Genomic DNA, 25,591 nt, shown 5'->3' on the forward strand with positions numbered 1-25,591 from the left:
TAATAAAACAAAAAGATTAACAGAATTAATTGTTAATCTTTTTGTCCTACTTTATATTTTATTAATTTGACTAATTGAGCAACTTTAGAAGTTATTTTATGATCAAAAGTATTAATATTATATTTGAGATGTTTAAGAACTTTTATATTATTGAAATTACCAAATCTGCTAATATGTACCAAAACTTTATATATATCTTGCTTTAGAATTTTTAAAAAATATTCTGCTTCTTTTTTATCATCAAATTGATAAAAACCCACAGATTGTGTAACATTAAAATTTGTAGTTATAAAAGGAAGGAAATAAGTAGAAAGCGGAACTATAATAAGATATTTATCAAAGATATCTTGTTTAATTTTTGCATATCTTATTTGTTTAATAGTATGAATTGTCGGATATTTAAATTCTTGATCTTGGTTATCACTAAGCAATATACTTTTAGTAAAGTTGTGTAAATCACAGCGATATTTAAATCCTGTAGGGTCATTATTGATTAATAATTGAACTAAATCTAATGTTTCTTGTGATATGTATAAAGGTATAAATGGTAAACTTGGATAAATTACTACATTTTCTTGAATGTCTTTTTTAAGAAAACTATTATATATGGTGGTTTTATGATCAAAAATACCTTTTTGTCATACAAAAACACAAAAAGAAGAACCGACTTTATTAAAATATCTTTTTACATCATTGTCAATCACAATAAAACTCCCATTTTTAAGAAGTTTTTTCAATGTAGTATTATGGTTGTTGAAAGACATTCAATTGTTCGGAGTTATAAAACATAAATATCCATTATCCTTTAATAAATCAATAGAATATTCAATAAATTTATTTGATAAACTTCTATTTTTGTTTCCACCACCTGAATATGGTGGATTTGCTAATATTAAATCATATTTTATATTAAATTCATCATTTAAATCAAAAGCATCACCACATCTTAGATGTGGTGGATTCAATAATTCCTTGCAATTATCAACTCTTAACTCGCTTATTTCATTAAAATAAATATTATTAAGTTGTGTTTTTGTAGCACAATATGCACCAAAATTACCATTTCCAGAGCACGGATCAAGAATTTTTAAGTCTTTCCTGCTTCATAACTCATTTGGGATATAATTTATCATTTTTTCAACACATTCCATTGGAGTACATATATCATCCCGAGATTTCATATGATTTTGATCTTCATTTAGTTTATTTAAGAACTCTTTTATTTTCTGGTATTCAAATTGATTGTTTACCTCTGTATTATTAATATTATTTTTTTTCATACTATTTCTTTCTAGTCATTTTGGATTGAATATTTGCTATTGGTTTTTGATGAAATTGATTTAAATATATGTTTAATAACCTATCTTCTACGAAAATGCTTGCAGGAGAAGCAACAAAAGCGAATTCACCATAATATTCTACTTGCAGTGGTTTTTGAGGTTGATATAGATATAATTTGAATTCTAACCTTGTGCTTACAAAGGATTGTAAAATCTTTATATTAGTTGTAGATGCAGTTCTTCAGTTAACAACAGTACCACAATTATAAGATTGCAATCTATATATAAATGGTGTTCTAGTTTGACCAAACTTAATAATATATTCATTATTATCTATATATGCTGTTATCATATAAACAACACCCACTTCGTTTTCGAAAATTTCTTTGCTTTTTCATTATGAAAATCAAAAGCTACTATTTTTTCATTATATCGTTTGTCATCCTTAATTATTAACGGTTTTGCTTTTAATTTACAAATAAATTGAAAATCTTTAATTCCTTCAAACTTGAAATCTGACAATTTAGGTTGAGTTATGACATCTTGATATAAAAGGGGGAGTCATTTTTGTTTTTCAAAGAAAACAAATTTTTCAATGCATTTATATAATCAACACCAATTTTTGATTCATATGTTGATTCATCTATTTTATTACAAAGTTGTTTTAGTTGCTCAATATCTCTCATTCATTATCCTTATATATAATATTCTATTATAAATTTTTAAAATAACTGATAAAAATTTTGGTTGTGAATTACCTTGTGACTAAAAATAAATTACAATATTAAACGAGACAAACATAAAGAATTCAGGAAGTTTTACATCCAATATGATAAAATTTTAATAAAAGGAAATAAAATGCAAATTAATAAAATTTACCACCTAGACTGTATCAATTTGTTCAAGCAAATGAAACAAAATCATATTAGTGTTGACTGCATTATTGCAGATCCACCTTATAATATAAGTCGTAAAAATAATTTTCATACTATTAATCGACAAGGAATTGACTTTGGTAATTGAGATAAAGATTTTGATCAAACTACCTGAATTAAAGAAGTTAAAGTGCTTTTAAAACCTGGTGGTAGTATTTTGATATTTAATGATTGAAAAAACCTTGGAGCAATTGCTGAAGCACTAAATCAAAGCGGTTTAATTGTTAAGGATTTAATTCGTTGAATTAAACCTAATCCGATGCCCCGAAATATTAATAGAAGGTATATAACAGACTTTGAATTTATTATTTGAGCCGTTAAACCTGGAAAAAAATGAATTTTTAATTTTGATAATAACAAAGATTATCCATATAAAAAACCTGAATATAATTTTGCAGTTGAAAATTCTAAAACCGTAAGGATTCATCCGACTCAAAAACCAGAAAAACTAATTATGGAATTAATTAAAACACATACGAATAAAGGTGATTTGATTCTTGATCCTTTTATGGGTAGTGGAAGCACAGCAATAGCAGCAATAAAATTAGGAAGAAATTTTATTGGTAGTGAAATAAGCGATGACTATTTTAAAAAATCACAGAAAAGAATATTAAAAAATGCAAAATAAACATATACGTTCTCCGCTTAATCATTTAGGTAATAAATATCGTATTTTAGACATTATTTTTACTAATTTACCTAGTATGCAGGCAAGTACGAAATTTATTGATGTTTTTGGTGGTAGTTTTAATGTTGGTATAAATAGCCCATTTAAAAATGTTATTTATAATGAATATGATAAAGCACTTTTTGAAATATTAACATCTTTTTTATATACAGAATTTGACATAATAGACAAAAAAATCAACGAAAAACTAGAAGAATATCAACTAAGTTATAAAAAAAATTATAAAGAAAATAAAGAGAAGTATTTAGTTATAAGAAATGACTATAATGAAACTAAGGATATAATATTATTAATAATATTAGTATTTTTTAGTTTTAATTCAGAATTGCGCTTCAATAAAAAAGGTTTTTTTAATGTTCCAATAGGAAAAAGTGGTTATACCAAATATAGAAGAAGTAATTTAATAAAATTTATAGAATTATCCAAAACTAAATTAATTCAAACATATAATTTAGATTTTGAAGATTTAGTGCTTGATTTAATTTCAAAGTATAAAACAGATCAAATTATATTTTATTTTGATCCCCCATACCTTATTTCAAATGCTACATATAATAATAATTGAAGCATTGATGATGAAAAAAGGTTGATAAAAATCTTGCAAAAATTAAATGATAAAAAATATAAATTTATTTTATCTAACTTTATAAAAAATGGAGATGTTGAAAATAATATATTAAAAGAATTTTTAGAAAAAAATAAAAATTTTGTTATAAAAGAAGTTCCCACAAATTATAAAAGTAGCAATTATCAAAGAACCTCAAAAAATACAACGGAGATATTAGTAAAAAATTATGAAGCATAATGTCAAATTATGAAAGATAGGTGATACATCCTGGAGAAAAAATAATCAAATTGCTTTGTATAATTTTGTCATAGATTATATATATAAACAAAATATAATTTCTGATTTATTAGGCGAATATCAAAACTTTTGAAATGTTTGTGTAAAAGAAGGATTTAAACAAAAAAATACAAGTTATTTAGAAAAAGATATAAATTTACTGTTTAAGACTTTAAGAAACTTTAGCTTAATAAAAAAGAATGAAAAAAAAGAAAAAAATATAACACTTTTGAAAAATCGGGATGGTAGTTTTTTTTACAATATTCTTAGGGGAGCTAATGAAGATAGCGAAATTTTTAGATTATTAGATTTATTTGGACAATATTTTGGTATTTCATCAGACACCTTTATTTGAATCTGCTTATTTTTAAAATTTAATACAAAGGATATAAATGATAAATTTCAAAGTAAATACCCATTTCAAGAACTCTTTACTTCATTATGCAAAGAAAAATTTATGTCTAAATATGACTTAATAAATTTACATTTTGCTATTGAAGAACATCAAAGTGAAAAATGAAAGGAATTTAATTTTAGAAAGAAGATAAAAAATTGAAAATTTTATAATATTTTAAGTGAAAAAATTAAAGATAAAAATTATGATAAAGAATGAGAAATTAATTTTGAGAGAATTTTTTCATTAAAAAACTCAGAAAAAATTATAAAAATTTTAACTTTAATAGTAAAAAAAAGATTGCATCTTGAATGAAAAGTTCAAAATCAAAAACAAATTATTGATTTTTTTAAGAATATACCTTTTAATGAATTTAATGAACAAGTTAGTTATTATTCTGATATATTAACAGCAAAGGAGGAATATTTAAACCTAACTTTATATTGATTAGAAAACCTTGAAATTTTTACAATAGATTATAATGATAACGAAAAATATTTAACTTTTAGAAATGATGAGACAAGAAATTTTTTTAAATTTCTTATTCTTGAAGATAAACAAATACTTTTAAATAATTTGACTACAACATCGCTAGAAAACTTTGTTGAACAAATTTTAAAAATATTTAAAAACTATATTAATCAAACAAATATTCAAAAATATCAAAAAGCACTTATACCACCTTTTGATTTAGAAGAAGTAGTTAGCTTTATTAAAAATGGTATAAATATAAATACTTATCTACATAAGATAAAATTAGACCAATCTAAAGAAAAATGAGAACATTTAAATGGTATTTCTCGAGCAATTTTAACTGAATATTTTATTAATTTATATGTTTGATATATAACAAAAGAAAAATATTGATATGTTAATTTTCCAGAATTTCAAGACTTTGCTAACACATTACTAGATTATAATCTATATCCTAAAATGACAGCACCTGGTGGACAACCAGATGCATCTTTTGTTTCAAAAGAACTAAATATTATTGTAGAAACTACAATTTTAAATAACAAAAGTCAATTAATAAAAAATGAAATTGAACCTAATAAACGACATGCATTTGAAATATGGAAAAATAATAAAGTTAAAACAATAGTATTATTATTTAGCGAAACAATTTTCAAGAGTTTTTTGCAATATTTATATTTTGCTTTCGATGAAAGTAAAGATTTAATAAAAGAAAATAATACAAATTTATGGGTAAATACATCCAAAATGATTACTATAAAACCAATATTAATTCAAGAATATTTTCAAAACGTTAATAATTTCACTGACCATATAATAGAACTTTTAGAAAATATAGAAAAAACTAATAATCTTATTAAAGAACAAATTGTTAATAATGATAATTTTAATGATGATAATGTAACAGAATTAATGTTTATAGAAGCAATTACAAAATAAGGAGAAAAATGTTAAATATTGTTTTATACCAACCGGAAATATGTCCTAATACAGGAAATATTATCAGAACTTGTTATGCTATCGGGGCTAAATTGCATATTATTAAGCCGATATCCTTTGATTTGCACCCAAAATGACTCAGACGTTATGGTGCTGGTAGAATGCTTTCTGATATACCTCATGAAGTTCATTTTAGCTATAAAGATTTTGCTAAAAAATACACAGATAAAAAAATTTTTTATGTAACTAGATATGGTTTAAAAAGTTATACAGACATTGATTATAAAAGAGTTTATGATGAAGAAAATGAAGTTTGATTAATGTTTGGAAGAGAATCGACAGGCATTGATAAACATATTTTAGCATCCCATTTAGATGACTGCATACGTATTCCGATGGTTTCAGCAATGCGTTCGATAAATTTAGCAAATAGTGTTTGTATTTTAGGTTTTGAAGTAATGCGACAACTTAATTTTCAAAATTTATCAAGATACGAAGTAGAAAAGGGAAAGGATTTTTTATTACAATTTCAAGATGTTAACAAGTAGGGCAAACGAGAAAATCAAGTTCTTAAAGAAATTACAGTTAAAAAAGTATCGTGAGAAAGAACAGAAATTTCTTATATATGGACAACATTTAATAGAGGAAGCATTAAAAAAAGATATAGTAATTGAAATATTTGAAACACCATCACAACAACTTTATCCCAAATCTACATTAATATCCGAATCCTTAATAGAATATTTATCAGAAACAAAATCCCCATCAAAATGCCTTGCATTATGTGATAAAAGTAAACTTAAAAATCAAAGATCAAATAAAATAGTGGCATTAAATAACTTACAAGACCCTGGAAATGTAGGAACAATAATAAGACTCGCTAAGTCATTTGATTTTGATACAGTTATTGTTGAAAATCTAGATGTATATTCGGATAAAGTAATTCGTTCAAGTCAGGGTGCAATATTTGATGTTAATGTTATCACTACAAATAATTTGTATCAATATTTAATAAGCATAAAAAATAACTTTTTTATCTATACTACAGCATTAAATAACAAAGCAGTGTCACTAAATAATGTTAATTTTAGAGAGAAAAACATCATAATAGTTTTTGGTAACGAAGGGCAAGGTATTTCAAATGAAATTCTGAAATTATCAAATCACAATATTTATATACCGATTTCTTTTGAAAGTTTAAATGTTGCAACTGCAGCAGCAATAATAATGAATAAAGTAAGGAACGGATAATGAAAATAAATGATATATTAAAAAAAATTTATGAAAAAATTGATGGTTCAACCGTGAATATCACCTTAGAAGGATATAGTCCTGAACAAGTAAATAAAATTTTTTCAGAAATTATTGACGAACTATTAATTGCAAGCAGTAAAATAGAGCAAAAAGATCAAGAAATAAATACATTAAATGATGAAATAAAAAAACTACAAAAGCAATTAAGCGAAAGTGATTATGAAAAGAACAGACTAACAAATAAGCTGAGTTTATATAAAAAGGACGAAAATGATCGAAAATAAAAATGAATTTGAACAACTAATCCAATGATATCCTGGACATATGGCAAAGGGTTTTAGACAAATAAAAGAAAATTCAAAATTGGCAGATATATTTATTGTGGTTTTAGATGCAAGATGTCCAATAAGTTCATATAATGAAGATTTTGATCAAATTTCACCACAAAAACCAAGACTTTTTATTATCACAAAAAGCGACTTAATGGATGTAAGCAAAAAACAACAAATACAAAAAAGATTTGCCAATGAACAACTTTTATGACTTAATTTGAGGAATAAGAGATCAAAAAATATAATTTTAAATAAACTAAAACAGATGAACAAGGAACGGATGGCAAAAGATAAAACCAAAGGAATTATTCAAACAAAAATTAAGTCTTTTGTTGTAGGAATACCTAATTGTGGAAAGAGTACATTGATTAATTTAGTTTCATCAAAAGCGACATTAAAAGTTGCTAATTTCCCTGGAGTTACCAGAGAACAAAAATGAGTAGTAAATAATGAATTTTTGTTTTTAGATACACCAGGGATATTATTACCAAGGTTTAATGATCAAGAAACAGCTGTTAAATTACTCACTATAGGTTCAATAAAATTAGAAAATTTCCCCATAGCGAGCGTTGCTAACAAAATATGAGCACTATTATCTAAATATTATCCACAAAAATTAATCGAAATAGGTATGCAACCACAAGAAGATGTTAGCAAAATTTATAATCTGTTTTATGATTATGCTCAAAAATTTAATATCTATAAAGAAAAAGGTAAAATTGATTTACCAAAAGCACAAAATCATTTTGTACAATGGGTAAAAAAATTAAAAGGTGTTACATTTGATTAATTTTGTCAAAGTATCATATTTTATAAAAAAATCTGAATTTATAGGATATGTATTTTCGATAAAATCTAAAAGACAAATACCAGAATATTTAGATTTTGTTAAAAACCAACACAAAAAAGCTCGTCATACAGTATATGCTTATATAACTTCGCAAAACGGTGTTCAATCAGCAGGTTATAACGATGATGGAGAACCAAAAAATACTGCTGGAAAACCTATTTATCAACTGTTACAGCTTATGAAGCTTGAAAATATTTTAGTTGTTGTTGTAAGATATTTTGGTGGTATAAAATTAGGTGCGGGTGGTTTAATTAGAGCATATAGACAAGCAAGCTTATTAGCAATAGATAAATTTAAGGAGAAAAATGATTAAATTAACCAAACAAAGAGATGATTCTTTATTGTTAAAACCAGCATTCGAAGGAACGGATTTTCCTGATTATGTAGGTGGGAAAGAGTTTTGTGTAACTAACAATCATGCTACAAAAGAAGCATATGTATATATTAAGAAAGAAGATCAAAATATTTTTTCTTTAAAAGAGTGAATTAAAAACTTTGCAAGCAATTTAAATTTTGATTATCAAATTGATTTAGAGGCATTTGCATCACTTTTTAACAAAGAACAGTTACTTCGTTTATTTGTTTTTGGGATATATTTTGCAAAAGCAAAATTATTCCAAAAACACTATGAGCAAGAAGAAAAAGTTGAAAAAAACATCGGGATTTTAGATGTAGATTTAGATGAGAAAACATTTGAAATATTTAATAACTTCAAAATAGTTGCTAAAGCAGTTTCAGATGTCCGAAATCTACAAATTACACCAGAAAACTTCCTAAATTCTGAGCAATTAGCCGCACATATTGCAAGTGACTTTAGCGGAATAGAAAATTTAGAAGTTAAAATTTTAACTAAAAAAGAAATACAAGAACTAAATATGGGACTTATTTTATCCGTAAATCAAGGAAGCACCCACGAACCAAGAGTTGTTATTGTTAAATATTTAGCAAATCCAGAAAGCCGGGAAATCACATCTGTTGTAGGTAAAGGAATCACATTTGATACAGGTGGAGTTAATACAAAAGGATATCATATGAACGGAATGAAATATGATATGTCAGGTTCAGTTATAGTTGCATATGCTGTGAAAGCACTTGCTCAATTGAAAGCTAAGGTTAATGCATATGCTGTTATGTGTATTACAGACAACAGACTTGATGGCGATGCATCACTACCAGAAAATGTTTATCAATCGATGGCTGGTAAATGAGTTGAAGTTGTTGATACTGATGCAGAGGGTCGTTTAGTGCTTGCTGATGGGATTTTTTATGCAGCTGAAAAATTAAATTCTACTACGATTATCGATGTAGCAACATTAACTGGAACAATTTTGACAGCATTATCAAATGTTTATACCGGGATATGATCTACATGTGATAAAAAATGAGATGTATTTAGTGAATCAGCCAAAAAAGCACAAGAAAAAGTATGAAGAATGCCGTTTCACAAAGACTTTGATACAGGAAATAAAGGTTCAAAAGTTGCTGATCTAGCAAATTGATCAAGCAAGGTTCGTTCTGATTCAAATCAAGCTGCATTATTTCTAAAAGAGTTTACAAAAGGAGTGGATTTTATTCATTGTGATGTTGCTGGAACAGCAGATAAAAATGGTATACCACAAGGAGAATTGGTAGCAACATTGGTTGAAGCTATATTAAGGTTGCAGAAGTAGGGAATTTTGGTTGATAATTCACATGGGTATAAAAATGAATCGTTAATTGTTGAATTAATAAATGGTAAGAGAATAAAAGATCTTAGTATTGTATTTAAACATTTTATAGAGGATATTTGTCTGGATAACAATTTAAAATGCGATTCAAATACAAAAGTTTTTGCTAGGCTCGCTGAAAAAGAAAAAGATAATCAATCTGGTAAAAAAGTAAATACAAAAATTGATATATTTATATATATTGATAGCAGAAAATTTTCTATAAGCACAAAAATAGGTTCAGCAATAGTATACATCAAGAATCAGTTGGTAGTTTTGTGAAATGAATCCAAACATCTTCTTTAAAAATTATTCCAGGTTTTTCTGTTAATGACATTAAATTGTTAATATGAGGTGATGGAACATTGGATGGTTCATCAAAGATTGAATATGATTCACACGGAAATGTTAAGGGAAGATTCACAACAAAGGAATTTAAGAAATTATTCCCTGAGAAACATCTGCTTATATGTAAGTTTTTTGATAATAATAAATCAATGCTCATAAATAGAGCATTATTTACAGGAAAAACAAGCACACAGGTAGATTATGTGTATCATGGTAATTTTATGTCAGGTTATTGAGCGAGTAGAGATGATATTTTAAAATACAATCTTAATAATCCCTTATATACTAGTACATTTAATATAGGTCGTTTGTCTTTTCAAACCTATAATGCATATAAGAAAGGAACAATAGCTGGGTCAAAAAAGAGAGGGCAAATACAGTTTAAGTATTCAACGATGCTTTCTGATATACAGGATATAATGTTGCAGCGAAAAAACAGTATTGGAAAACTTGGTGGTGATATAGAAGAATTTAATTTTGTAAAATATATGAATCATCACAAAGAAAATTCCTATTGAAAAATTCTTAGATTTCATCTGAATCTTCGTGATGATAAGGAATATTATATTATTAATATCGTAGAGAATAAGTACTCAAATTTAGCCAACAAAAAAGTAAAATGTAAGAGTGATTGCTATATTATAGAAACCCAAAAAACATTAGATAGAGACTTTTTGTTATTAAATCAATATATCTTGACCGAAAAGAATCTCAAATATGTAAGTGATTATAAAATAGTCCAAAATTCTGGTATATCAATTAAGATGAAAACATCTAAAAATTTTACATATTCAAAATTAAGTATCAAGACTTTTATAAAAACATTTTCCGATTATATTGAAAATGTTACTTTTTATGCAACTATACTTCTGCTTTACACAACCGAAAAAGAAAAACAAAGAAACAGTAAAATTTTAAACGATCTAATAGTTGATAGAACAGAATTTGATTTGTTTATATTGAAAAGATATAATATTAAAAGTATAAACGATGTGAATCAGTTAGTTAAGTTAAAAAATGAAGCAAAGAAAGAAATTAATAACATTATCTTGAATAATAAAAAAATATATGATGGAATTTTTTATGGTAAGGGATGATTCGAGGAACCTTTTTGTAGTAGTTTCACATTTATAGATAGTAAGTTGCTACCTATAGATATTTATCCATACAGAATAGATAATGGTTCAGGAAGAAGTAGAGGGATTTACACAATAATATTTAAACCCCATTAACTTATTTATTTGTCTTATCTATAAATAAGTTTTTTTGAATATTTCTTTGCAAAGTTAAGATTAAATTTCTAGCTATTAATTCAACTACAGGAATTACAATAGAATTCCCAATTTGCATATAACTTCTATTATAGTTTTCTCGTATTATATAACCATCAGGAAAACCCATTAATTTTAAACACTCTCTAATAGAAAATTTTCTCATATATTTATATATAACAGGAACATTATTACCCCCCGTCCCCATTTTTGCAGTTAAACAAGGAGAGATACCATTTCTACTTAAAGAAACTTTTGATGGACGAATGTTATTTGCTATTATTGGTTCATCATTCAATGTGGAGTTTTTAAATTTAAATTCTTCTATATGTTTATTTATGTTGTTTATTGCAATTTTACTTATGTTTTTTTTTGTATTTTTAGTTTCAATTATATCTTTGAGTGTATTTTTTAATTTCTGTTTATTCGGAAATATAGAATCAAATGTGTCTATATTTATACTTTTATGAATTCCGACACAATATCATCTGTTTCGGTTTTGCGGAATATTATAATCTTTTGCATTCAATAACTTTCAACTTACATTATACCCCAATTCATTAAGAGTTTCTAGTATTACTTTTAGTGTATTACCGTTGTCATGATTTACTAAACCAGGAACATTTTCTAATATAAAAGAAATGGGTTGTTTATCCCTTAAAATCCTTGCAATTTGAAAAAACAGTATACCTCTGTCATCATCAAAGCCCAATCTCTTACCTGCTGTAGAAAAAGGTTGACAAGGAAAACCGGCACATAATATTTGGTGTTCCGGTATATCATTAGAATTTATTTTAAATATATCACCAGCAGGAAATTCGCCAAAATTATTTTGATAAGTATCAGAAGCATATTTATCAATTTCTGATGAAAACACACATTTTGCACCTACATTTTCTAGTGCTATTCGAAAACCACCTATACCAGCAAATAAATCAATAAATTTAAACTCCATAAAATTATTTTATCATATCTTTTATAAGGTTAAATATTGATGTTATAACAGGTGGGGAAACTGCATTTCCAGATTGTTTATAAAGTTGTGTATCACTAATGTTAATAGATTTTATGTTATCAACAAAAGGTTTGTTAAATCCTTGTACATAGAAGTTTTCAGAAGGTGTAAGTTTTCTAATATAATATTTATTTTTTTTCTTTATTAATATTTTTGTTGTATCTGATCTTGCTAATAATGTAGGTGAAATACCATTTGGATGATGTATTCTTCTTTGTCTTTCATGATCATTATAAATATCCTTTGGCAGTTGAAAAAGTCTTATGATTTTTTGTTCTTTGGAAACATCACAATAATCGATTCTTAGGCTATTTAAAAATTTATCTAATTTTTCTGATTTAATAAAATATTTTTCATCTACATCTTTCTCTAGAACATCTGATAAAACTATAAACTTATCAGATGTCTTGATATTTTTAAAGAAATTAAAACTTCTAAACTTATTATTCTTGTTTAGTTCTTGCTTGATAAAATCAACTTTTTTATTTTTATCATTTATATATTTTTGGCTTTTATAATCTAATATTCCAATAATGTAAGTTCTATTGCGATTCTGTGGGACTTGAAAATTTGCTGAATTTAAAATGCTAAAATCAATCGTATATCCAATTTCGTTAAGAATTTTTAGAATTGATAATATAGTTTGTCCGTGATTGTGCGAAACTATATTCTCGACATTTTCTAACAAAATAACTTTAGGTAGTTTTTTCTTGATTATTCTTACTACTTCAAAAAATAGAGTTCCCCTTTTAGTATTAAATCCTTGTCTTTTTCCAGCAATACTAAAAGATTGACAAGGAAAACCAGCAATTAAAATATCGTGATTAGGGACATCTTCTTCATTTATTTTTGTAATATCTCCTACAATATTAGCATCTATAAAATTTGATAGGTAAGACTTTGTTGCAAATTTATCTATTTCTGAAGCAAAAACAAACTCTGCATTTATTTCAGAGTTCAAAATACCAACTTCAAAACCACCTATGCCAGAGAACAAACTAGCAATTTTATAAGTCTTATCTTTATGCTTCATATTATCCTTGATATAGTTATTTATCTATAATCTTTCCACTAATACGATGTCTTTTTTCATCTATTTCGACTATTTCTGTGTCTACTATCATTCCTACATAAAATTGCTCATAGATTGAGCTACCTAGTAAATTAGCATCTTTTTTTGGAACAAAAAGATGTTTTTTAAGTCCAATATAAATAAATAAACCAAAATCAGTTACATTTTCAACTGTACCTTTTAATTTATTACCTGGGTTCAATTCTCATTCATCTAGATAAAAATCTTTTACCAAAAAACCAGTTTTATCTTTATCAAAATTCTTTATCGGATTAGATAAAGCATCCAGAATCAGTTTAATATCATATTCGTTTGAATTAAATTCATCAATAAGTTGTTCAATATTTAAATGTGAAACATCTATTCCTTTTTCGTTTGGTATTAGATTGTATTTGTTAATAATTTTATTTGCTAAATCATATGATTCAGGGTGGATGAAGGTTTTGTCTAAAAAGTTATCTGAATTAAAGATTCTCAAAAAACCTATACACTGTTGATAAGTTTTTTCACCCAATCCTTTGATAGATAGCAGTTGCTTGCGATTTGTAAATACACCATTATTTCTACGATGTTCAAGTATTTTTTCAACATTTGCTTTGTTTAAGCCTGAAACATAAGACAAAATTGATTTTGTTGCTGAGTTTAAGTCCACTCCAGTTTCATTTACTACCTTATTTACCTTGTGATTTAGTGATTCTTCGAGTTCTTTTTGGTTTACATCATGTTGATATTGCCCCACACCAATTGATTTAGGATCGATTTTTACTAGTTCATTTAGTGGGTCTAAGAATTTACGTCCGATATTGATCGCACTACGCTCTTCAACGGATAAGTTAGGAAATTCTTCTTGGGCTACTTTTGATGCAGAATAAACACTAGCTCCAACCTCTGAAACCACAGTTCATTTAACTTTAATTTTTCTTTTTTTGATAAATTCAGCGATAAATCTCTCTGTTTCTTGTGAAGCTGTTCCGTTTCCTATAACGACTATATCTATTTGTGGAAACTGAGCAAATAATTCTTTTAATTTACCAGTAGCACTCGGTTGATTATTGTTTTCTTTACTATAAAACCTTGTAAAAGAAGGAAAAATTTTATCTACTTTTAAAACATCTCCGTTTGGATTTAAAACAGCAATTTTGCAACCATTTTTATAACCAGGATCGATTGATAAAACTGTATGTCCGTATGTTGCAGGAGCAGTTAGAAGTTTTTCAACTGAGTTAGCAAAAATCTGAATTGCTTTATGTTGTGCTATTTCAAAAAGTTCATTAAATATTTCTGTTTCAATCGAAGTTAAAATAAGTCGTTTTAAAGCATCCTGTAATGGTAAAAGTAGTTTTTTTTCGTTAATTTTATGTTTATCAACTATCCTTAAAATACCATTTATAATAGGTTCTTTTTTATATTCAAAGTTTTTAGTTATGATTTTTAGCTTGCTTGCTCGATTAATTGCAAGTATGTTATAGTTTTTAACATCTCTAATGTGTCGATCAAATTTATAATAACTTAAAAACTTATTTTCAGGGTCTTCTACACTTTTGTTTCGTTTAGTTTTTAAATGAGCATTCTTAATGATATATTTTTTAACAAAATCTCTAACTTTAACATCTTGAGATATATTTTGAGCAATAATGAAATTAGCCTGTTCAATAGCAAAATCTATTGATGTAATCTTATCATTTAAATATTTTGAGGCCTCATTGCGGATGTTAAATTTAGGATTTTTATTATTTAAAATACTATCTGCAAGTGGTTTTAAACCCAATGAAATAGCTTGACTGGCTTTTGTAATTTTACCAACTTTAAAGGGTTCATAGATTGCTTCTAACTCGCTTTTTGTTTGTGCTTTAAAAATCGCATTTTTGATTTCATTTGTTAGCAAATCTTTTTCTTTAAGTATTTCAATGATACTTTCTTTGCGTATTTCAAGTTCAACATTATACTTATATTCTTTTTCTATTTCAAAAATTTGTTCTTCATTTAAACCCTTTGTTTCATCTTGACGGTATCTAGAAATAAAAGGGATTGTATTTCCTTCTTGCAGCATCGATAAAACTTTGTTTACTTGAAATGTTGTGATTCTTAGTTTTTCTGATAATAAATTAATTACTTTTTGATTCATATGCTTCCTTTTGAATAAGTTTCTTAAAGTCCTTTTTTTCTTTATTTGTTTTTGCTTTCATCGCATTTAATTGTGTTTTAACATCATCTTTATTTATAATTGGTATTTGTTTTTTAGCAAAATCATCAAGCATTGAAATTGTTTCATTAATTTTATCATCCGTTATAAATATAATATGAGATTCTAAATCATTTATCTGTATATCCGAAATATACGGAACAATAATTAAATATGCATATGGAACATTTTTACCAATAATCTTGAAGGTATGATTAAGATTTCTTTGTGCTTGTAAGATAGGGTTATTTACAAAATTTGGTTTTTTGTGATTTTTGTTATATATTTTAAGTTTATCATCAGTTCATGAACCTACTATTTCTCCTTGATATAACTTAATTTCGCATATGACTAAAAAAGAATCAGAAATTAAATATCCATCTGTTTCGAATGCTTTTTGTTGATAATAAAAAATTCCACCATTTACATATTCAAAACTCTTTTTAACTAATGCTTTTTTGATTGCTTGCGAAATTTTTTGTTCATATATATGTCCTTTTTTATTGCTTTTGTAATCGTATTTGTATTTTCATATCAAATATCAAATCACAAGGGTTATAAAAAGTAAAGTAAAAAAACTAATAAAAAAGATGGTTAAAATTAAGTGTGTTTTTCAATCCATATTACTCCGATTAAAAAATTGAACTATTTATGTTCAATTTTACCATTTTGGTTTGATTCTTCACATTTTTCCATACATTCTGCTTTTTTATTTTTAAAACCAATAATTTTTAGCACACAAGGATTAAATCATCGAGCAGTCAATCCTTGCATAAACATATAGAATGCAGGAGCAAATAAACCACCTAACATCATTGAAATTGTTGCAGAAATTACTGAATTTCGATAAACAGATACTACTGCAGCAGAAACAGAATTTGTTGCATCTTTGATAACATCATAGCCTTGCAAGGTGTTTTTAATTTGTAAGTATCCATCTGAAGCGATGTTGTTTTCAAAAGCAAGAACAGGTAATTGTTGTGCTAAACCACGAAATGGATTAATGGCTACCGAACCAGCTAAAAGTCCCATTCATACAGTAAGAGAAAAAATAAACATTATTAAGATATCACGGTATTTATCATTTATATTAGGCGAAAAAATAGGAAAAAGCAAGATTGCAGTCATAATTAGTTCAATAAAAAATATTCATATCGAACCACTTAGCATTGCATAATTAGGTGTTCAGTCTCCACGGAAAAAGTAATATGCTTTTTTGGTAGCAGTTATTGTATTTCAAGGTTGATTAGATAAATAACCAATATGATGTGCTGCGGTTGCTTTACCAACAGCAAAAATAATAGCACCAGCAACTATTGCTGCAAGCATTTGCATAAATATTTTATATGATACATATCAACCTGTTTGACTACCACACAGATATCGATACATTGACACAGCAGGATTTAGGTCACTACTTCATCTGTTGAAAATAAATAAAACTAAACCAACGGCTATAAACCCCACATAAAAACCGACTACAATTGGATGTAATAAAAAGTTTTCTATTGTTAAAGGAGAACCTTGTCCTTTTACAACAGTTATATTAGTAGATAAACCCGCAAGCAGTAATGTTAATAATAATGTTCCAAAAAACTCTGAAAAACCATGAATAATTCAAGATTTTATATCTTTGGGACGCTCTGCAGATGTTCTGTTTTTACTTCTTAGTTTAAAAAAACTAAAAACACTTGGTTTGGGTGAATTACAAGTTTTATCCATTATGTTTCCGTTCTTAATTTTGATTTAGTTTTTATTTCAAACATTATTTTATTTCTATTAATTATATAAATAATATAAATGGTGATTAAACATAAATAATAATGTTATTTATTTAATGATTATTATATACCTTTTTATACAAAAATAATATAAAATAATGTGTAGTCATATGAATTCATTTCCTTTTTTGGTTCATTTACAGTTTATTTTGTAAAAAAATAAATAATAAAAACGGAGAAATGATGAAAGATGTAATTTTATATTTTAGTACAAAATTTAAAGGCGACCAATATCAAATTTATAAACACATTCAAAATGGTAGTCAGATTCCTAATAAAGAAATAGAAAATATTAAAAACAACCTAAGAAATTTAGGTATCGAATATAAAACAATTATCGAAAACAACTATCCTAAGGAGTTATATGAAATAAATGAATGTGTTTTTGCTATTTATTATCGTGGTAATTATGATTTAGTTGCTGCAAAAGAAAAATTTTATATTATTAATGAACTTTGAGACACTTATAATTGGAGCATAATAAACAAAAACCTTGATGTACTAGTAAAAGAAGTTGTATTGATAACCAATGATTACAAAAAGACCGAAAGTGAATTTGTAAATTTATTTCGATCTAAAGGAGGTAAAATCATACATTTAGCCAAGGAAGGTCTTGATAGTTATGATTATCGTGGAATGAATTTAGATAATGAACTTGTTATAAGTCAATATCCACCTGATACACATCCACAGATTAAATACTTTAAACAAAGTAATTTTATTGCAGCAACACTAGCAAAATGTTTGTTATCCTTGTCACTTAAAAAAGAATCTAAGTCAAATAATTTAATATCAGCATTTTTAAACTTAGGCAAAGAAATATTTTGCTTTCCAGGCTCGGATATTGATGATGGTAATAACCAACTTATTGCATCGGGAGCTAATCTGATTTGATCAATATCAAAAGTTTTGAATATTTAAAAGAAGAGCAAATGCTCTTCTTTTGTTAATTTGATTTTCTTTCAGGGTATGCTGAAACAAATTTTCTGTTTTTTCTGCTTTCGTATTTTATATAACCATCAATTAAAGTAAATAAAGTATCATCACCACCACGACCTACATTATTACCTGCATGGATTTTGGTTCCACGTTGTCTATAAATAATAGATCCAGCAGTAGCGAATTGTCCGTCACCTAATTTAGCACCTAAACGTTTTGAATGTGAATCACGACCATTACGAGTAGATCCACCTGCTTTTGTCTTTGCCATTTCTTATTATCCTTGAATAGACACTATCTTAACACGTGTATATGGTTGACGGTGTCCAAGCTTTCTTTTGTGTGTTGATTTTGCATTGTGACGATATACTATAATTTTCTTTGCTTTACCTTGTTTTTCAATTGTTCCGGTTACAAAAGCATCTTTTAAATAAGGAGTACCAATCTTGGTATCTACAAGTAAAACCTTATCAAATTTTACTTCACTACCTTCTTCTCCATCGATTTTTTCGATAAAAATGGTTTGTCCTTCTTTAACTAAAATTTGTTTTCCACCTGTTTCAATAATTGCTAACATGCAATCCTCCAAAAAGTGGCTCGTCTTTAAGGTGAGCGATGCTACTTAAACCTTTTCAGAACGGTTACTCATGGTAACTGACTAATTATACCAAAAAGAGTTTATATCCAAATTAAAAGATAATATAGTTTGTTTTAGAATTTGTTGTTGAACTTTTCTCGTTATGACTTCATTTGTAAGTTGTTGTTTTATCTTTTATTTCACCATTTGCAGAAAATGCTGTTCTAAATAAACCTACTATTGAAGCAAGTGATGAAGCTAACAAAGGAATACCAGTGAGTAAACTTAAAAAAGCAAAACCTGGTTTAATCTTGTTAAGTTGTCTTCCTTTAATTTCTTGTAGTTGATTAAGTCTCATTTATACCTCCACTTTTATTATTAATAAAAATAAAATTAGCACTAAAATAGCACTAATTTTAATGTTCGACAAATTCGGTATTAAAGTTTCCGACAACTTGTTTTACCCTTGAAATTGATATTCAAATGTTTGGATCAATTAATTTTAAATCAGAAATTATGTTAGGTGTTTCTAAAATAAGCATAACTGTTGAAATTTTTGTTGCTTGTTTACCTGTATATCCTGATTTATAAGATTCTATTCGATATGAATGTCAGTAGTTTATTAGACGAAAGTAAGCTAATACTTTTTCAGGATTACAACTGATAATAGTGACATCAACTTTTTTATATTTTGGATAAAGAAAATCAATAAAAACATTAACAATTAAAATATATAAAAATGTTGTTAATTCACGGATACCAAAATAAATTCGATGTGGACCACTCCCATTAACACTATTTTTATTGTTAAAAATTTCTTTCAGTTTATTTATATCTCAACTACCATTTATAAATGCATTATCCTTGTATACAGGCATATTTGCAATATTTGTAATAACCCTCCCTTCGTTATCTAATGGATTGGGATATAAATAGTTAGGTTTTAAAAAAGCAAAGATGATTAAAAATGTAATAGCAGTAGCAACTCCGATAATTGATAACACATGGCCTACATTTTTCTTTGATTTAACCGAAAAATAATAAGCAATAATATCAGTTCCACCGGTCGATCCACCCGATCTTCAAGAAATCGAGATACCTAAAGCAATAAATAATGCACCAATAAAAGAATAAACGATATTACTTCAGTTGCTTGTAGGTTCATTTCTTTCGGTAAATGTAATGAATTCCTGTAAGCCGACAGATATTACAGGGGTAGTAAAGAAAAGGTTAGTTAATATCTGAAATAACATAAACGTTAGGGTTAAAAAGATAAAGCTTTTTTTAATCCGTCATCCAAAAATTATAAATAACGGGATATTGAATGCTAAATATAACAAAGCAAAATAAGGTTCTACAGCAGGTACTGCATATTGAATTAATGTAGGTATTCCAGTAACACCAGATGGGATAGTTTCTGCACGTTTTAAGAAGATTTGAATTCCTGCATTAAACAATAAAGAAGCAATAAATATAAAGATTACCTTATTTCAGTATCTTTTGAACAATCTTTTAAAATTTAATCCATGATCTTTAGAATTTAAAAGATATACACCCATCTTGTATTTAAGATGATGTGTGTTATTTTCGATGTTTTCTAAATTGATATTATTGTTTAATTTTTTGTCTACTATATTAGCAACTTTATGCTCATCTAATGCTTTATTTATGTGAAACTCACAGCAATTATTATCATTTGAATTAGTATTATCTAATGAAGTCATATTGATATAATTTTATTCTTTTTTAATAAAAAAGAAATTTATTGTATTTTCAAAAATAACAATGTAACGGGAAAATAAAGTTATATTTCCACAAAAACTTTATCATTTATGAATCAAAATATAAAAAAAGGGAGAGTGTTGTCCGACACTCCCGAGCTGCAGATAATCACTTTTATTCTGGCACAGCATGAACTTAGCTAAGGTTCATTTTAAATACTGGGTTTTCACCAAGCACCTTGACTTTGGTCAATATACTCTTTTCGGATTCTGGGTGCTACTAACACACGGAGTTTTTATACTGCTATTCACATAGCGATCAACCGAAAACCTATGTTTGGTAACGTTTGATTGCAACCACCACAGTTGTCAACAAACACACAGGCAAACTTGTGTTATCCGTTAAAGTAATTAAAAACAGTTTCAACCACCTACTTTTGTTAATACGATAACTCAGACGGTGTTCCAACCGTAAGTAGGTGTGCATTAAATCCAAGCAAGATTCACTCTGCCACCTTTTTTAATATTTTATCACTTTGTGTACGAGAAGTAAGAAAATAATTTCATTTTTATTTAAAAAAATAACACAGGAAATTCTCAAAATTTGATACAATTATTCTACATTAAAAAAATTAATATTAATACAATCATATATATATATATATATGGAGGGCCTTATGAAAGATAAGAAAAAGAAAAATAAATTAGCAATGTTTTTAGTTTCTTCAGCAGTTTTTGCATCTGCAGTTACTGCTGCAGTTATTGCTGCTGTGTATGCACCTAGATCATCTGAATTAACTTCAGAAGAGAAAGCAAAGGAAACTGAAATAAATCCCAAACCACCTAAACAAGAAAAACCAATTGATGTTGTTCCTGTTGCGCCGGTAGAAAGAAAAGAACAATATTTAAAAGATATCAATGCTATTAAAAATACTGTAAATACCAAGAGATTTTCAAAAACATCTTATTTTGACTATAAAAGCAATGAATTGTTAGACGACTTACGTAGTTTAAATACGGTTAATAAGAAAGCAAACCCAAGCGAAATGGATGCTAACAAGATGTCAATTCTTTTTGAAAAAGCATGATCATTAATCAAAGTTTCTGATGCGATTGAATCGTTATTTAACAAGGTTGCAAAATCTAACTTCATTGATGAAATTAAAAAAACTTTTTATTTAGATGAATATCAAAATTTATTATGAAAAGTTCAAAAACAACAAACAGATGAAGCGAAAAAAAATGATGATCGCTTTAAACAAAATGAAGCATATGCTGCATCTATTGATGATTCAGATAAACCGAATAGTTTAGTTAAGCAACTTCAATTATTAAAGGTTAGATCAGATTATCAAAAGAATTTTGAAACTATAGATTATTTACAAAGATTAATATCACTTGTAAAAGATAAAAAAGAAGCAAATGCAGATTCTCAGCCACAATTACAAAAAGAGTTAAATGCTATTAAAATCTCATTAGACACTGCACTATCAGATAACCCTGATGCAAATGTAAATGATAAACTTGAAAGTCTAAAAACAAAAGTATTAGCTAAATTAAAAACTGAGAATACAGATGAAAATCAAAGAGGTCAGTTACTTTTAGATGCTCAAAAGGATTCATTAATTCAATTAACTAAACAGTCAGAAGATTTAGATAAGTTTGATAATCAAATTAAAAATGCAAAAACACAAGCAGAGTTAGATAAAGTAAAAAATGATCTTGATAAAGCACTTGATTTATTGTGAGTTAATACACATACACTTGCTATTTCACAAAGATTAGATAATTTTAAAGTTAAATTTGACCAAGCAGGTGAAAAAATCATTACTATAGAAAATAAACGTTTATTTAACGGAAACTATTTAGATCAAGGGGTTACTCAGATTCAATATGATTCAATAATGAATGAAAATCCAGAACTTCAAAAAGAATCATTTATCAAATCTGTTAAAATGTTCCGTAATAAAGTTGCTGAATTAAAAGCGTTGATTGCGAAAATAGATTCAAGCAATGCAGTGCAAAAAACATATTCTGATAATTTAAGTCAAATAATAAGCGATGAAAGTAAAACACTTTATGATATTAATTTGCTTGAAGAACAAGTTAATGCAACACTAAAAAAACAAGACTTTGTTAAGCAAGAAGTTGATTTATTAAATAAAAATACAGAAGTTCCATCAAATGTTAAAAGTGCATTCATTGATTTATTGAATGCTTCTGTAAATGATTCATTATTAAAATTAGATCAAATTAAATGACTTTCTGAGTTATATATATCTACTTTAAATATTAAAAAGGCCGCATTAGATGAAATAAATAAAATCGCTGATGATGCTAAAAAGCAAGAACTTTTAAAATCATTTAATGAAATAATTTCACCTATTTTAGATAAAATCGATGCAACTTCTGCAGATATTAGTAAGTCTGTTACTGATATACTTGAGAAAATTGCGACAAAAGCAAAAGAATATAGTGAAACAATAGAAAAAGTACAAAAAGACAAAAATGAAGATGAACTCAAGAATTTTAAATTTGACCAAATCGATAATCGTGCTAAATTTTTACAATTATTAACTAAGACACAAACTGCAAATAATGCTGTTGCAAAAAGAAAAGCAATTAACGAGGTTGAATTAGGTTATGTAAAGAGCATTCAAGATATAATCAATGAAGCACAAAAGCAAAAACAAACTAATTTCAATAATGTAACCAAAGATGGTGATAAAGAAATAGCTGATATTAATACTATCTATGCAAACCTTAAAACAGTTGAATCAAGCATTGTTGAAGATACCACAACTGAAAAAATAATTAAAGTTTTAGAAGATGCTAATGCAGCAGATATCGCTACCTTAAAAGCAACCGATGGAGCTTTAACAAGTGATCAATCAACTAATTTTGATAAAGAACTTGAAGAAGCCAAAAAAGCCACATCAAATACAGATAAACTTAAAAAATTACAAGAGTTGAAAACAAAATTATTTGAAGCGAAAAATAAAGCAGTGGATGCAGATCAAAGTCTGATTCCAGATTTAATTGAAAAATTAACCGTTCAAAAAACCAGGGACACATTTAAAGAATATTATCAAAAAAATAAAGCAACAATGACTAGTGCTCAATTGGTTAATGATTTTCTATATGGTAATCCAACTAACGAATCTGATAATACTAAACAAGGTATATTAACACAATTAAATTCAGAGTTAAATTCCGAATTAGTTATTCAGTATAAAAATAAATCTGATTTAGATAAAATGTTAGTTGATTCAAATCCACAGAAAAAAGAATCATTTGATACAGTTTCAACCGAATTTTCTAAGGCATTAACAAATAATGTTATTGATTTATCAAGGGCAGTAGATACTGTTAAAGCAGCAAAAACTTTTGTTGGTAAATTAATAGCTGATGCATATGATTTATGAACAAAAACATTGTTTATTAGTCAAGAAGATGGGGTTAATGGAATTGGAACTACTAAATTTAGACAAATTATTCGCGATGCTGAGGGTTCAGAGGAAAAACTTAAAAAAGCAATTGGTATCGGTAATCAATTGCTAGAAAAATTTAGATTTGCAGTTGTAATGGATTTAAGAAAACTTTCTGATGTAGATCAAAGAAAAGTTCATTTAATTGAATTTCTTCAAGGAAAAGATTCAGATCATGTGCCAGATTCTGTAAGAACTTATAAAGCACTATCAATATTTATTAATGCAATTGTAGATACACAGAAATTAATAGATCAAATTAAAGACCAAAATAATAAATCTCAATTGCAAGAAGAATTACGTGTTGCAACAGATGCTTCAAAAGTAAACGAAGTAAAAGTTAAGGTTCAAAAAGCATTAGATGAACAAAATAAACAAGATGCTGAAACTGATAAAAGAGATTTTGATGCTAAAAAACCTAAAATTGCTTCATTAGCAGCAACAATAACAAATACTGATGCAAAAACTAAGCTAACCAAACAAGTTAATGATTCTACTAATCTGCAAGAGTTGAATATCGCGGAAAAAGCAGTTAATGATCAACTTGCTTCTGAAAAGACAGCGAAAGATTTAGCTGATTTAAAAGCAGAAGTTCAAACATTAATTAATAAGCTTTCAGAAGCAGACAAACCAACATATCAAGCAAAATTAGATAAACCAGAAAATAATAATACCAAAGCACTTACTGCTTTAAAAAACGAAGTAGAAGTAAAACTTGATCAAAAAAATAAACCGACTCAATCAAAACCAACAGATTCACAAATAACTTCTGAGCAAAAACAAACTCCACAACCACAAGAAGAAACAAAAAATCCAAATAACCAACAAGCAAACACAGAGCAAAACCCTCAAACAAAAGCAAACGATCAATCAAAACAAGATAAACCAAAAACAAATGAAAGCACAACAACTAATACAGAAACTAAAACACCTACAAATTCTAGGAATAGCAAATCAAAAACAACAGCCGCAATAATAGCAGCAGTAGTTTCTTCTGTAATCGCACTTATAACTCTACTTTCATTTGGTTGATATTTAAAGAAAAAGAAAAATAATAAAGCATAAAATATAGCACCAATGGTGCTATATTTTATTCTATATACTAATTATAGTGTTGACAAACCGATCCTACTTTTTAAAAATCAAATCCTTTTGCATAAATACATTATTTTTGAAATTATACTCACTGATTTTTGCATATGTAATTTTGAAACCATCTAATAAAACATTCATATCATAGATAATATTGTTAGTATTATTATAAATATAGTTATAAAAATTATCTCTGATTTTCTTATCTGTAATTCTTATTACATATATAGCAGCGGACACAAAATAATTATCATCTGCGATAGCTATTTTTTTAGCATTCGGTAGGCTTGAAAAGACAATATCACCTTTTAAAGCAACTTTTGATGATTTTTTATTTTTATTATTTTTATGTTTAATAAAGTAGGACAAAAAGATTAACAATTAATTCTGTTAATCTTTTTGTTTTATT

26 protein-coding genes are annotated in these 25,591 nt (G+C 26.7%); 13 read left to right on the top strand and 13 right to left on the bottom strand.

Annotated elements, in window-relative coordinates; genetic code table 4:
• Positions 1 to 32 precede the first annotated feature (32 nt).
• The 3 genes from ACXYRR_RS03675 to ACXYRR_RS03685 form a co-directional block, all read right to left on the bottom strand.
• The gene (locus tag ACXYRR_RS03675) at positions 33 to 1,280 is read right to left on the bottom strand and encodes an Eco57I restriction-modification methylase domain-containing protein (RefSeq protein ID WP_458598033.1); all 1,248 of its coding nucleotides are present in this window, start codon (positions 1,278 to 1,280) and stop codon (positions 33 to 35) included.
• Between the two features lies 1 nt (position 1,281).
• Positions 1,282 to 1,632, bottom strand: coding sequence for a hypothetical protein (locus tag ACXYRR_RS03680; RefSeq protein WP_458598035.1), 351 nt, complete (start codon positions 1,630 to 1,632; stop codon positions 1,282 to 1,284).
• Positions 1,633 to 1,813: 181 nt separating this feature from the next.
• Complete coding sequence (locus tag ACXYRR_RS03685; RefSeq protein ID WP_435128801.1) at positions 1,814 to 1,966, bottom strand: hypothetical protein; 153 nt, start codon at positions 1,964 to 1,966, stop codon at positions 1,814 to 1,816.
• 172 nt (positions 1,967 to 2,138) lie between these two features.
• On the opposite strand from ACXYRR_RS03685, the gene ACXYRR_RS03690 reads away from it, so the two are divergent.
• From ACXYRR_RS03690 to ACXYRR_RS03740, 11 genes are read left to right on the top strand one after another with little or no spacing between them, the layout of a single operon-like run.
• Positions 2,139 to 2,843, top strand: coding sequence for a DNA-methyltransferase (locus ACXYRR_RS03690; RefSeq protein WP_458598037.1), 705 nt, complete (start codon positions 2,139 to 2,141; stop codon positions 2,841 to 2,843).
• Positions 2,833 to 3,708: a DNA adenine methylase gene (locus ACXYRR_RS03695; RefSeq protein ID WP_458598039.1), complete on the top strand. Its 876-nt coding sequence runs from the start codon at positions 2,833 to 2,835 to the stop codon at positions 3,706 to 3,708. The genes ACXYRR_RS03690 and ACXYRR_RS03695 overlap by 11 nt, the downstream gene beginning before the upstream one ends.
• On the top strand, positions 3,698 to 5,554 hold the full coding sequence (locus tag ACXYRR_RS03700; RefSeq protein WP_458598041.1) for a hypothetical protein: 1,857 nt from the start codon (positions 3,698 to 3,700) through the stop codon (positions 5,552 to 5,554). Before ACXYRR_RS03695 ends, ACXYRR_RS03700 begins: the two co-directional genes overlap by 11 nt.
• 8 nt (positions 5,555 to 5,562) lie before the next feature.
• Positions 5,563 to 6,102 carry a tRNA (cytidine(34)-2'-O)-methyltransferase gene (locus ACXYRR_RS03705; RefSeq protein WP_435128789.1) on the top strand — a complete coding sequence of 180 codons (540 nt, stop codon included), beginning with the start codon at positions 5,563 to 5,565 and terminating at the stop codon, positions 6,100 to 6,102.
• Positions 6,089 to 6,805: a TrmH family RNA methyltransferase gene (locus tag ACXYRR_RS03710; RefSeq protein WP_458598043.1), complete on the top strand. Its 717-nt coding sequence runs from the start codon at positions 6,089 to 6,091 to the stop codon at positions 6,803 to 6,805. The genes ACXYRR_RS03705 and ACXYRR_RS03710 overlap by 14 nt, the downstream gene beginning before the upstream one ends.
• Positions 6,805 to 7,092, top strand: a complete 288-nt coding sequence (locus tag ACXYRR_RS03715) for a hypothetical protein (protein WP_435128783.1) — start codon at positions 6,805 to 6,807, stop codon at positions 7,090 to 7,092. The genes ACXYRR_RS03710 and ACXYRR_RS03715 overlap by 1 nt, the downstream gene beginning before the upstream one ends.
• Positions 7,079 to 7,930, top strand: coding sequence for a ribosome biogenesis GTPase YlqF (ylqF, locus tag ACXYRR_RS03720; RefSeq protein ID WP_458598046.1), 852 nt, complete (start codon positions 7,079 to 7,081; stop codon positions 7,928 to 7,930). The genes ACXYRR_RS03715 and ylqF overlap by 14 nt, the downstream gene beginning before the upstream one ends.
• On the top strand, positions 7,923 to 8,303 hold the full coding sequence (locus tag ACXYRR_RS03725; RefSeq protein WP_458598048.1) for a YigZ family protein: 381 nt from the start codon (positions 7,923 to 7,925) through the stop codon (positions 8,301 to 8,303). Before ylqF ends, ACXYRR_RS03725 begins: the two co-directional genes overlap by 8 nt.
• Entirely contained in the window at positions 8,296 to 9,660 is a 1,365-nt protein-coding gene (locus tag ACXYRR_RS03730) for a M17 family metallopeptidase (protein WP_458598050.1), read from the top strand. Before ACXYRR_RS03725 ends, ACXYRR_RS03730 begins: the two co-directional genes overlap by 8 nt.
• Before the next feature lie 6 nt (positions 9,661 to 9,666).
• Entirely contained in the window at positions 9,667 to 10,002 is a 336-nt protein-coding gene (locus ACXYRR_RS03735) for a hypothetical protein (RefSeq protein WP_458598052.1), read from the top strand.
• The gene (locus ACXYRR_RS03740) at positions 9,975 to 11,276 is read left to right on the top strand and encodes a hypothetical protein (protein WP_458598054.1); all 1,302 of its coding nucleotides are present in this window, start codon (positions 9,975 to 9,977) and stop codon (positions 11,274 to 11,276) included. The genes ACXYRR_RS03735 and ACXYRR_RS03740 overlap by 28 nt, the downstream gene beginning before the upstream one ends.
• A 1-nt stretch (position 11,277) precedes the next feature.
• Here ACXYRR_RS03740 and ACXYRR_RS03745 read toward each other — a convergent pair whose 3' ends face one another.
• Genes ACXYRR_RS03745 through ACXYRR_RS03765 form a run of 5 tightly spaced genes read right to left on the bottom strand, consistent with a single transcriptional unit; the run spans position 11,278 to position 17,306 of the window.
• On the bottom strand, positions 11,278 to 12,270 hold the full coding sequence (locus tag ACXYRR_RS03745; protein WP_458598056.1) for a DNA cytosine methyltransferase: 993 nt from the start codon (positions 12,268 to 12,270) through the stop codon (positions 11,278 to 11,280).
• A gap of 4 nt (positions 12,271 to 12,274) precedes the next feature.
• Positions 12,275 to 13,363 carry a DNA (cytosine-5-)-methyltransferase gene (gene dcm / locus ACXYRR_RS03750; protein WP_458598058.1) on the bottom strand — a complete coding sequence of 363 codons (1,089 nt, stop codon included), beginning with the start codon at positions 13,361 to 13,363 and terminating at the stop codon, positions 12,275 to 12,277.
• Positions 13,364 to 13,379: 16 nt separating this feature from the next.
• Positions 13,380 to 15,527: a helix-hairpin-helix domain-containing protein gene (locus ACXYRR_RS03755; RefSeq protein WP_458598060.1), complete on the bottom strand. Its 2,148-nt coding sequence runs from the start codon at positions 15,525 to 15,527 to the stop codon at positions 13,380 to 13,382.
• Entirely contained in the window at positions 15,508 to 16,206 is a 699-nt protein-coding gene (locus tag ACXYRR_RS03760) for an NERD domain-containing protein (protein WP_458598062.1), read from the bottom strand. Before ACXYRR_RS03760 ends, ACXYRR_RS03755 begins: the two co-directional genes overlap by 20 nt.
• Positions 16,207 to 16,229: 23 nt before the next feature.
• Positions 16,230 to 17,306, bottom strand: a complete 1,077-nt coding sequence (locus ACXYRR_RS03765) for an aquaporin (protein WP_458598064.1) — start codon at positions 17,304 to 17,306, stop codon at positions 16,230 to 16,232.
• A 242-nt stretch (positions 17,307 to 17,548) separates the two neighbouring features.
• Here ACXYRR_RS03765 and ACXYRR_RS03770 point away from each other — a divergent pair, with 242 nt between their 5' ends.
• On the top strand, positions 17,549 to 18,286 hold the full coding sequence (locus tag ACXYRR_RS03770) for a DNA-processing protein DprA (protein ID WP_458598066.1): 738 nt from the start codon (positions 17,549 to 17,551) through the stop codon (positions 18,284 to 18,286).
• Between the two features lie 25 nt (positions 18,287 to 18,311).
• On the opposite strand, the gene rpmA is transcribed toward ACXYRR_RS03770, so the two are convergent.
• The 4 genes from rpmA to ACXYRR_RS03790 all read right to left on the bottom strand — a co-directional run bounded on the left by rpmA (position 18,312) and on the right by ACXYRR_RS03790 (position 20,605).
• Positions 18,312 to 18,575: a 50S ribosomal protein L27 gene (gene rpmA / locus ACXYRR_RS03775; protein ID WP_435129925.1), complete on the bottom strand. Its 264-nt coding sequence runs from the start codon at positions 18,573 to 18,575 to the stop codon at positions 18,312 to 18,314.
• A gap of 6 nt (positions 18,576 to 18,581) precedes the next feature.
• On the bottom strand, positions 18,582 to 18,881 hold the full coding sequence (rplU, locus tag ACXYRR_RS03780; protein WP_435129922.1) for a 50S ribosomal protein L21: 300 nt from the start codon (positions 18,879 to 18,881) through the stop codon (positions 18,582 to 18,584).
• Between the two features lie 112 nt (positions 18,882 to 18,993).
• Positions 18,994 to 19,239, bottom strand: coding sequence for a hypothetical protein (locus ACXYRR_RS03785; protein WP_435129919.1), 246 nt, complete (start codon positions 19,237 to 19,239; stop codon positions 18,994 to 18,996).
• A 58-nt stretch (positions 19,240 to 19,297) separates the two neighbouring features.
• A complete protein-coding gene (locus ACXYRR_RS03790) occupies positions 19,298 to 20,605 on the bottom strand; it encodes a YitT family protein (RefSeq protein ID WP_458598069.1) in 1,308 nt (435 codons plus the stop codon).
• Positions 20,606 to 21,279: 674 nt separating this feature from the next.
• On the opposite strand from ACXYRR_RS03790, the gene ACXYRR_RS03795 reads away from it, so the two are divergent.
• On the top strand, positions 21,280 to 25,155 hold the full coding sequence (locus ACXYRR_RS03795) for a hypothetical protein (RefSeq protein ID WP_458598071.1): 3,876 nt from the start codon (positions 21,280 to 21,282) through the stop codon (positions 25,153 to 25,155).
• Positions 25,156 to 25,218: 63 nt separating this feature from the next.
• Here the strand turns inward: ACXYRR_RS03795 and ACXYRR_RS03800 are convergent, their stop codons facing one another.
• Positions 25,219 to 25,551 carry a hypothetical protein gene (locus ACXYRR_RS03800; RefSeq protein WP_458598073.1) on the bottom strand — a complete coding sequence of 111 codons (333 nt, stop codon included), beginning with the start codon at positions 25,549 to 25,551 and terminating at the stop codon, positions 25,219 to 25,221.
• Positions 25,552 to 25,591 lie beyond the last annotated feature (40 nt).

The sequence above is a fragment of the Mycoplasma sp. 246B genome (genome assembly GCF_054353935.1).